This is a genomic window from Pseudomonas morbosilactucae, from assembly GCF_023241715.1.
In the GTDB taxonomy this organism is placed as follows: domain Bacteria; phylum Pseudomonadota; class Gammaproteobacteria; order Pseudomonadales; family Pseudomonadaceae; genus Aquipseudomonas; species Aquipseudomonas morbosilactucae.
Genome location: NZ_JALQCW010000142.1, coordinates 1 through 10477, shown reverse-complemented (window position 1 = coordinate 10477; position 10477 = coordinate 1). Strand labels below are relative to the sequence as shown.

Annotated in this window: 4 protein-coding genes; 1 reads left to right on the top strand and 3 read right to left on the bottom strand. The window is 62.1% G+C overall.

Annotated elements, in window-relative coordinates; all coding sequences use genetic code 11:
* Positions 1–175: 175 nt before the first annotated feature.
* Genes M1B34_RS33445 through M1B34_RS33435 form a run of 3 tightly spaced genes read right to left on the bottom strand, consistent with a single transcriptional unit; the run spans position 176 to position 5079 of the window.
* Positions 176–1531, bottom strand: coding sequence for an HlyD family type I secretion periplasmic adaptor subunit (locus tag M1B34_RS33445; protein ID WP_123329970.1), 1356 nt, complete (start codon positions 1529–1531; stop codon positions 176–178).
* Between the two features lie 11 nt (positions 1532–1542).
* Entirely contained in the window at positions 1543–3702 is a 2160-nt protein-coding gene (locus M1B34_RS33440) for a type I secretion system permease/ATPase (protein ID WP_268267409.1), read from the bottom strand.
* A gap of 18 nt (positions 3703–3720) precedes the next feature.
* On the bottom strand, positions 3721–5079 hold the full coding sequence (locus M1B34_RS33435) for a TolC family outer membrane protein (RefSeq protein ID WP_123329975.1): 1359 nt from the start codon (positions 5077–5079) through the stop codon (positions 3721–3723).
* 582 nt (positions 5080–5661) lie between these two features.
* On the opposite strand from M1B34_RS33435, the gene M1B34_RS33430 reads away from it, so the two are divergent.
* The coding region (locus M1B34_RS33430; RefSeq protein WP_268267408.1) for a retention module-containing protein at positions 5662–10477 on the top strand (4816 nt) is incomplete at its 3' end.

Here is a 10477-nt window from a genome sequence, read left to right as displayed (position 1 = left end):
TGGACGCGCGGCGAGCACCCGCCTTTGTAGGAGCGGGCTTGCCCGCGATGGCGTCCCTGAGCCTTGCGCAAAATGGGAGGGTGCTTCGCCGGCAAGCCGGCTCCTACAGCGTGGTGGATATGGACGTGTGGCGAGCACCCGCCTTTGTAGGAGCGGGCTTGCCCGCGATGGCGGTTTAGCGTTCGCGCATGGCTTCGGTGCGGGCCTTGAGCACGGGTTTGAGCAGGTAGTCCAGGACGCTTTTCTCGCCGGTGATGATGTCCACCGTGGCCACCATGCCGGGGATGATCAGCAGCGGTTTGAGCTCGCCCCCCAGGTGGTTTTTGTCGGTGCGCACCTGGATCAGATAGAAACTGTTGCCCTTGTCATCGGTGATGGTGTCGGCGCCGATCAGCTCCAGTCGGGCGCTCAAACCGCCGTAAATCGTGTAGTCGTAGGCACTGAACTTGACCATGGCCCGCTGGCCCGGATGGAGGAAGGCCACGTCTTGGGGGCGCACCTTGGCTTCGATCAACAGGTTGTTTTCCATCGGCACGATTTCCACCATGTCGCTGCCCGGCTGGACCACGCCACCGATGGTGTTGACCTTGAGCTGCTTGATCACCCCATGCACGGGTGACACCACCGTGGTGCGGTTGACCCGGTCGTCGATGGCGATGCCCGAGGCGGTGATTTTCGACAGGTCGGTGCGCTTCTCGTTGAGTTCCTTGGCGGCCTCGGAGCGAAAGGTCTGCACCGACTCATCGATCTTGCTCTTGATCTCGTTGATCGCCGATTCTGCCCGGGGAATCGCCAAGGTGGTGGCGTCCAGCGAACCGCGGATCTCCACTGCGCTGCGTTTCAAGCGCAGGATTTCCACCGGCGACACCGCGCCGCTGCCCACCAGGGGCGCCGACATGTTCATCTCCTGGTTGAGCAGGCCCAGGCTGGAACTGTATTGCCCCTGCTTCGAACGGAACTCCGCCAGTTCCTGGGTCTTTTGCCGCAGTTGTTCGGTCAGGGTGCGTTGTTCGCTGGCCAGTCGGCGCTGGCGCTGGTCATACAGGGCGCGCTCGTCTTCGGAGACTTGCGGGGCTTTGCTCACCACTTCCGCGGAGGGGCTGAACGGGCGGCCTTCGGCTTCGGCGGACAAGCGCTCGACCTGGGCCATCAAGGCAAAGCGGTCCGCTTCGCTTTCGCCCTTGTTCGAGCGATAGCGGGTGTCGTCCAGGCGCAGCAAGGTTTCGCCCTTGTCCACCAATTGCCCCTCGTGGACGAAAATTTCAGTGACGATGCCGCCCTCCAGGTTCTGGATCACCTGGATCTTGCTCGATGGAATGGCCTTGCCTTCCCCCGTGGTGACTTCCTGCAGCACCGCGAACCTGGCCCAGACCAGGGCGCTGACTATCAGCGCTGCGGCGATCCACACCGTGATCCGTACCCCGCGTGGTGAGTCCTGCAGCGAGGCGCCGGCGGTTTCCGGCATGAACTCGCTTTCTGCACTTTTGCGAAAGCTGCCGAAGTAACCCCGCGATGAAGATGACCCAGACATGCTGGTGACTCCTAGACGGCCGCAGAGCCGACACGGCCCTTGCGCAGTGCATCGATGACCGCTTCTTTCGGACCGTCGGCAACGATCCGCCCCTCGTCCAGCACCACCAGTCGGTCCACCAGGCTGAGCATCGAGGTGCGGTGGGTCACCAGCAGCAAGGTCTTGCCCTGGACCTTGGCCATCAGGCGTTGGCGCAGGGCGTCTTCGCTGCTGTTGTCCATGGCGCTGGTGGGTTCATCCAGCAGCAGGATGGGCGGGTCCAGGAGCAGCGCCCGGGCCAGCAACACCGCCTGGCGCTGGCCACCGGAGAGCAGTTGTCCACGCTCGCCCACGGGCCGGTCGAAGCCTTGGGGATGCTGGCGGGCCAGCTCGGTGACACCCGTCAACTCGGCGACTTCGAGCATCCGGGCATCGCTGATGTACCGCGCGCCCAGGGTCAGGTTGTCGCGCAGGCTGCCGGCCAGCAGCGGCAGGTCATGGGCAACGTAGCCGATCTGTTGCCGCAGGTCGGCAACGTCCAGCTGTCGCAGGTCCAGGCCATCGAGTAGCAACTGGCCCTCTTCGGGGGCGAGAAACCCCATCACCAGGCGAGCCAGGGTGCTTTTGCCCGAGCCGCTGCGGCCGATGATGCCGATGCGCTCGCCGGGCTGCAGGCTGAAGCTGATGGTGTTCAGGGCCGGCGTGTTCTGCCCGTTGTAGCGAAAGGTCACGCGGCTGACTTCCAGGGCGCCGCGCAGTTGGGTGCGCTCCAGCGGACGTTGCTTGGGGTCGCGCTCCTGGGGCAGGGCCATCAGCGCATCGGTGCTGCGCATGGTCAGTTGGGCTTGTTGATAGCGGGTGATCAGCCCGGCGATCTGTCCCAGCGGGGCCAGCACTCGGCTGCCGAGCATGTAGCTGGCCACCAGGGCGCCGACGCTGAGGTTGCCGGCAATGATGCTGTAGACCCCGGCGACGATGGTCGCCATGCCCGACAGTTGCTGGATGAACAGGGTGCCGTTGGTGGCCAGGGCCGAGAGGTTGCGCGCATGGCTGTCGAGGCGGGTGAGGGCGCCGTGGGTGCTTTCCCATTGGTGCTGGCGCTCGCTTTCGGCGCTGCAGGCCTTGAGGGTTTCCAGGCCGCCCAGGGTTTCGATCAGCAGGGCCTGGCGCTCGGCGCCCAGGCTCAGGCTTTTTTGCACCGTGTCGCGCAGGCGCGACTGGATCAGCAGGGCGAAAATGATGGTGATGGGAAAGGCCAGCAGTGGAATCACCACCAGCCAGCCGCCGAGCAGGCCGATCACCACCAGCATTAATAGGGCAAAGGGCAGGTCGATCAGGCTGGTCAGGGTCACGGCGGTGAGAAACTCCCGCAGGCCCTGGAAGTCATGGATGCTCTGGGCAAAGCCGCCAATGGTTGCCGGCCGCGCCTTCAGGTTCATGCCGGTGATGCGTTCGAACAGGGTCGCCGAGAGAATCACGTCTGTCTTCTTCCCGGCCTGGTCGAGCAAATGGGCGCGCAGCACCCGCAGTACCAGTTCAAACCCGGTGCCGATCAGCAGGCCCAGGGTCAGTACCCAGAGGGTGGAAATCGCCTGGTTGGGCACCACCCGGTCGTAGGTCTGCATCACGAACAGCGGCACCATCAGCCCCAACAGGTTGATCAGGAAACTGGCGAGGATGGCGTCGCTGTAGAGCCAGCGAGAGAGTTTCAGGGTGTCGCGAAACCAGGCTTCGACCCGCGGCACCAGGGGCGTGCGCAAGTCTTCGAGTTCGTGGCGGGGCCGGGCAAAGAGTGCCTGGCCGCTGTATTCCTCGGTCAGTTCTTCACGGCTGACCCATTGTTCGCCGCCTTCGGCTTCGCACGGCAGGATCAGCGCCTTGCCGTCGTCGCCCCAGCGGCGCAGCACCGCGCACCGGCCATTCTTGAGGATCAGCAACACCGGCAGGTTGAGGGCGGAAATCGCACCCAACTCGCGGCGCAACAGCCGCGCCTGGAGGCTCGCCCGGGCTGCGGCACGGGGCAACAGGTCCAGGCTCAGGCGTTGTTTATCCAGGGGCAGGCCGGCACTCAGGCTGCCCCGGCTGACGGTGCAGCCATGCAATTTGCACAGGATCAATAATCCATCCAACAGCGGGTCATCGAAGCTTGAGCGTGGATCGGCGCTCAAGCTCCCGGGTTCGATGCTGGTCACGTTGCGTCCTCCCGGGGACTACTTCATTTCCGGTAGGCGCGCGTCGCTTCTCACTTCGCTCTGGGCGATGGCCTCGGCCGGCACCACGACTTTTTCCTTGTTCAGCAACTCGCCCATGTTGGCCAGCACGCGGTACATGGAGAACTCCTCGGTGTAGCGCACTTCGGTGTAGCGGCGGTTGGCGTTGTACAGTTCGTTTTCACTGTCCAGCACGTCCAGCAGGGTGCGTTGGCCGAGGCCGAACTGGTCCTGGTAGGCGCCGCGCACCCGGGTGGTGGTTTCGGCATATTCCCGGGCGGTAGGGGTTTGCTTCTTGGCGTTGAGCATGGCGTTCCAGGCCAGGGTGATGTTCTCGTTGAGCATACGCAGGGCGTTGTTGCGGATGTCCATGGCCTGGTTGATCTTGTGCGCGTCGGACTGCAGGCGAGCCTTGTCGCTGCCGCCCCGGAACAGGTTGTAGTTCATCACTACGCCGACTCGCCATTCATTGTCATGGCCGATGTCGCCTTGCACATTGTTGTTGGCGCCCACCGCGGCTTCGGCATCGAAGCGTGGGTAGAACGGTGACTTGGCCACCTCGTACTGGCTTTCCGCAGCCTGGATATCGGCTTGTGCGGACTTCAGGTAGGGGTTGTTCTCCAACATGCTTTGCTTGGCGTCGTTCAGGGTGGCGGGTACTTCGCCACGGATCGACGGCAGGCTTTCCAACTCATCGGGCAGGCGCCCGACGGCGCTATAGAAGTTGGCCTCGGCATCGGCCAGGTCGACCTCGGCCGTGTCGTAGTTGTTTTCCGCCAGGGCGCGCCGGGCCTTGGACTGGTCGAGGTCGGCGTTGCTGCCCACGCCCCGTTCACTGCGCAGGCCGATCTGATCGTTGACCCGCAGGTGGGCCTGCAGGTTGTTCTTGGCCAGGGTCACCAGTTCACGGCGCTTGAGCACCTCCAGGTACACCTCGATGGTGCGCAGGGCCAGGCTCTCGGCGGTCCCGCGGGCGAAGTAGGCCCGCGAGTTGACCACTGACTGAGTACGCCCCACTTCATTGGCCGTGTTGAAACCGTCGAAGAGCATCTGCCGCAGGCGCAATTCCGACTGGGTGTAATTCAAGGTCTCGGTGTGGTGGTTGCCCAGGGCCCGAGTGGTGGTGTTGTCGCTGTAGCCGCGACCGTAGCCGGCATTCAGGTCCAGGGTCGGGTAGAAGCCGCCTTTGGCGACCTTCACATCCTCATCGGCAGACAGGCGGCTGTTCTGGCTCGCCCGCAGTTCCGGGTGATTGTCCAGGGTGCTCTGGATGGCTTCGGTCAAGGACATGGCCTGGGCTGCGGGGGCGCACAGAATGGCCAGTAAAATCGCGCTGCTGAGGGGGGTGAAAACGCGCATTGGGGTGTCTCCCTGGTCCTGATGGTGAGGCAGTCGCCAAAAAAATGACGAAATTTTTAAGGTGAAACCGTTTCATACTTGTAACAACAGAGCTAAGAACATCCTGAAGAAAAGCTAAGAAAAAATTCGCATAGGTTTTATGCCGAAAAAAACTTATGCACTCGATCAAAAGCAGGACATTGTTCAAATCGAAAGCCCGCGTTTTATCGGCTCTTAACGGCGTTTTCAGCGGGCTTAAAGGTTCAATTTTTTTTGCAGCTCAGGGCGGGGAAGTGGTGGCGGGGAGGGAGACGTGGAGGGTTGATTGGGGTGGCATTTTTTTGTCACTTGCAGGTTCCAACCTTCAGCGCAGCTCTTGTTGGCGAGCTGTCCGGGGCCTGGACAGGGTGTTTTTCACCCCCAGGCGTCACGGCATAAACGGCCGATCAACGAGCAGCAGGGCGGGGTCGATAGCGACCCTGCGGCGGGGTGGCTCCCAGGGGCCGCCGCAGTCAGGATAAGGATCGTTCAACCACTGGTTAACACCATCAGCGCTGCTGCAAACAACCAGATGCCGATCGTTTTCGGCGTGGGAGGATGCACATGGCTACGTTAATCGGCGTGGTGACCCAGGTAGTGGGTCAGGTTTTTGCGGTGGCGGCAGATGGCGCGCGCCGGGCCCTGGTTGAAGGGGATCGGTTGTTTGCCGGGGACCAGTTGGTCACCGGGGCCGAAGGCGCGGTGGCCGTGCACCTGCAAAACGGCCATGAACTGACCCTGGGGCGCGACAGCTCCCTGCAGATGACCCCGCAGTTGCTGGCCAATCAGGCCCCCCATGTGGACACCACGGACGCCCTGGCTCCCAGCGATGCGCAGTTGACCGATGTGCAGCAACTGCAAAAAGCCATTGCGGCCGGTGACGACCCCACGCAAAACGCCGAAGCCACGGCAGCCGGCCCTGGTGGTACCGGTGCGACAGGTGGCGCCCTGGGGGGCGGGCACAGCTTTGTGCTGCTGGAAGAGGTCGCGGGCCGGGTCGACCCAATCATCGGTTTCCCCACTGCGGGCTTCAATGGCATTCCCGAATTTGTGCCCGAACGCCTGAATGCCGCACCGCCCACTGAGGGCAGCGCACCGCCGGACAACCCGGTGACCCTTGAGGGCCTCTCGGTGGAGGGGGGTGAGTTGACCCTCAACGAGGCCAACCTGGCCCAGGGGTCGATCAACAATCCCGCAGCCCTGACCCAGAGCGGCACCTTCAGTGTGTCGGCCCCCGATGGCCTCAGCAGCCTGAACGTGGGTGGCATCAGCGTGGTCAGCGGCGGGGTGCCTGCGGGCTTTCCCCAATCGATCACCACGGGGTTGGGCAACATCCTGACCATCACTGGCTTTAACCCGGCGACCGGGGTGGTCAGCTACAGCTACACCCTGGTGGGCAACGAAGTGCATGCCGCAGGGGACGGCACCAACAACCTCAGCGAACATTTCAGCGTGGTGGCGACCGACAGCGATGGCGATTCGGCCAGCAACACCCTGGACGTCAACATCACTGACGATGTGCCGCTCGCAGCCAACGACAGCAATGCCCAGGTGGCGTCCGAGACGCAACTGACCCTGACCGGCAACGTCCTGACCAACGACACCCAAGGTGCGGACCGGGTGGCCACCGGCCCCGTAACCCCAGGCACTTTCATCGGCACCTACGGCACCTTGGTACTCAACGCCAACGGCACTTACACCTACACCCTGAACACCAATGACGCCGACTTCAAAGCCCTGCACGGCAATGGCAGCGGTACTGAAACCTTTGCCTATACCCTGACTGACTCCGATGGCGACAGCAGCAGCGCCAACCTGGTGCTGCAAATCCACAACAATGACGACCCGGTGATCGTGCGTGGGCTGGATGTTGAAGGCGGTGAACTCAACGTTTATGAGAAAAACCTGACTGACGGTAGCGCGCCCAACACGCCGGCCCTTACCCAAAGCGGCACCTTTACGGTCACTGCGCTCGACGGTCTGCAAACCCTGACCGTTGGCGGCATCAGCGTGGTCAGCGGCGGGGTGGCCGCGGGCTTCCCGCAATCGGTCACCACGGCACTTGGCAACACCTTGACCATCACTGGCTACAACGCCACTACCGGTGAAGTGAGTTACAGCTACACGCTGACGGATAACGAAAACCATCCGACCGCTCAGGGCGCCAACAGCCTGAGTGAGCAGTTCACCGTCGTGGCCACGGACACCGATGGAAGCAGTGCCACAGGTTCCCTGGATGTGAACGTGATCGACGACCTGCCCAAGGCGGTCAACGACAGCAACGCTGGGACGGCTTCGGAAAGCCTGTTGACCTTGACCGGCAACGTCCTGACCAACGACACCCAGGGTGCGGATCGTGTGCCCACCGGCCCTGTAACCCCCGGCACCTTTACCGGCACCTACGGCACCCTGGTCCTGAATGCCGATGGCACCTACACCTACACACTGAACACCAGCGATGCTGATTTCAAAGCCTTGCACGGCAACGGCAATGGCACCGAAACCTTCGCCTACACCCTGACTGACTCGGACGGCGACAGCAGCACCGCCAACCTGGTGCTGCAGGTGCATAACAACGACGATCCGGTGACCTTGAACGGTCTGGATGTCTACGGCGGCGAACTCACTGTCTATGAAAAAAACCTCAGCGACGGCAGCTCGCCCAACACGCCGGCCCTTACCCAAAGCGGCACCTTTACCGTCACTGCGCTCGACGGTCTGCAAACCCTGACCGTTGGCGGCATCAGCGTGGTCAGCGGTGGGGTGGCGGCGGGCTTCCCGCAAAGCGTGACCACGGCGTTGGGCAATACCTTGACCATCACCGGTTACAACGCCACCACCGGCGAGGTCAGCTACAGCTACACCCTGACGGACAATGAAAACCATCCGACCGCCCAGGGCGCGAACAGCCTGAGTGAGCAATTTGCTGTGGTGGCGACGGACACCGATGGCAGCAGCGCCACCGGTTCTCTGGACGTGAATGTGATCGACGACCTGCCCAAGGCTGTCAATGACAGCAACGCTGGTACGGCTTCGGAAAGCCAACTGACCCTCACCGGTAACGTCCTGACCAACGACACCCAAGGGGCGGACCGTGTGCCGAGTGGCCCCGTCACTCCGGGCACCTTCACCGGCACCTACGGCACGCTGGTTTTGAATGCCAACGGCACCTACACCTACACCTTGAACACCAATGATGCCGACTTCAAAGCCTTGCACGGTAATGGCAGCGGCACTGAAACCTTCACCTACACCCTGACTGACTCGGACGGCGACAGCAGCACTGCGAACCTGGTGCTGCAGGTGCATAACAACGACGACCCGGTGATTCTTGACTGCCTCGACATCAAAGGCGGCGAACTGACGGTCTACGAGAAAAATCTCACTGACGGTAGTGCGCCTAACACGCCTGCCTTGACCCAGAGCGGCATCTTTACCGTCACCGCCCTCGACGGGCTGCAAACCCTGACCGTCGGCGGTATCAGCGTGGTCAGCGGCGGCGTGGCTTCGGGCTTCCCGCAATCGATCACCACGGCGCTTGGCAATACCTTGACCATCACCGGTTACAACGCCAGTACTGGCGAAGTGAGCTACAGCTACACGCTGACGGACAACGAAAACCATCCGACGGCACAGGGTGCCAATAGTCTGAGCGAGCAGTTTACCGTTGTCGCCACGGACACCGATGGCAGCAGCGCCAGCGGTTCTCTGGACGTGAATGTGGTTGATGATTTGCCTAAAGCGGTCAACGACAGCAACGCCAGCTCTGCTTCAGAAAGCCAGCTGACTCTCACCGGTAATGTCCTGACCAACGACACCCAGGGTGCAGACCGTGTGCCCACCGGCCCCGTCACTCCGGGGACCTTCACCGGCACCTACGGCACGCTGGTTTTGAATGCCAACGGCACCTACACCTACACGTTGAACACCAATGACGCTGACTTCAAAGCCTTGCACGGCAACGGCAATGGCACCGAAACCTTCGCCTACACCCTGACTGACTCGGACGGCGACAGCAGCACTGCGAACCTGGTGTTGCAGGTGCATAACAACGACGATCCGGTGATTCTTGACTGCCTCGACATCAAAGGCGGCGAACTGACGGTCTACGAGAAAAATCTCACTGACGGTAGTGCGCCTAACACTCCTGCCTTGACCCAGAGCGGCATCTTTACCGTCACCGCCCTCGACGGTTTGCAAACCCTGACCGTCGGCGGTATCAGCGTGATCAGCGGCGGCGTGGCTTCGGGCTTCCCGCAATCGATCACCACGGCTCTGGGCAATACCTTGACCATCACCGGCTATAACGCCACCACCGGTGAAGTCAGTTACAGCTACACCCTGACGGACAATGAAAACCATCCGACTGCCCAGGGCGCGAATAGCCTGAGTGAGCAATTTGCTGTGGTCGCGACGGACACCGATGGCAGCAGTGCCATGGGGTCCCTGGACGTCAATGTGATCGATGATTTGCCGAAGGCGGTCAACGACAGCAACGCTGGTACGGCTTCGGAAAGCCAGCTGACCCTGACCGGCAACGTCCTGACCAACGACACTCAGGGGGCGGATCGCGTGCCCACCGGCCCTGTCACTCCGGGGACCTTCACCGGCACCTACGGCACCTTGGTACTTAACGCCAATGGCACCTACACCTACACGTTGAACACCAACGACGCGGACTTCAAAGCCTTGCACGGCAACGGCAATGGCACCGAAACCTTTGCCTACACCCTCACCGATTCGGACGGCGACAGCAGCACTGCGAACCTGGTGTTGCAGGTGCATAACAACAATGACCCAGTGATTCTCGACTGCCTGGACATCAAAGGTGGCGAGCTGACGGTCTACGAGAAAAACCTCAGCGACGGCAGTGCGCCTAACACTCCAGCCTTGACCCAGAGCGGCATCTTTACCGTCACTGCGCTGGACGGTCTGCAAACCCTGACCGTTGGTGGCATCAGCGTGGTCAGCGGTGGGGCCGCTGCCGGCTTCCCGCAATCGATCACCACGGTGCTTGGCAATACCTTGACCATCACCGGCTATAACGCCACCACCGGTGAAGTCAGTTACAGCTACACGCTGACGGACAACGAAAACCATCCGACGGCCCAGGGCGCCAACAGCCTGAGTGAGCAATTTGCTGTGGTGGCGACGGACACCGATGGCAGCAGTGCTACGGGTTCTCTGGACGTGAATGTGGTCGATGATTTGCCGAAGGCGGTCAACGACAGCAACGCTGGTACGGCTTCGGAAAGCCAGCTGACCCTGACCGTCAACGTCCTGACCAACGACACCCAGGGCGCGGACCGTGTGCCCAGCGGTCCGGTCACGCCCGGTACTTTTACCGGCACCTACGGCACCCTGGTCCTGAATGCCAACG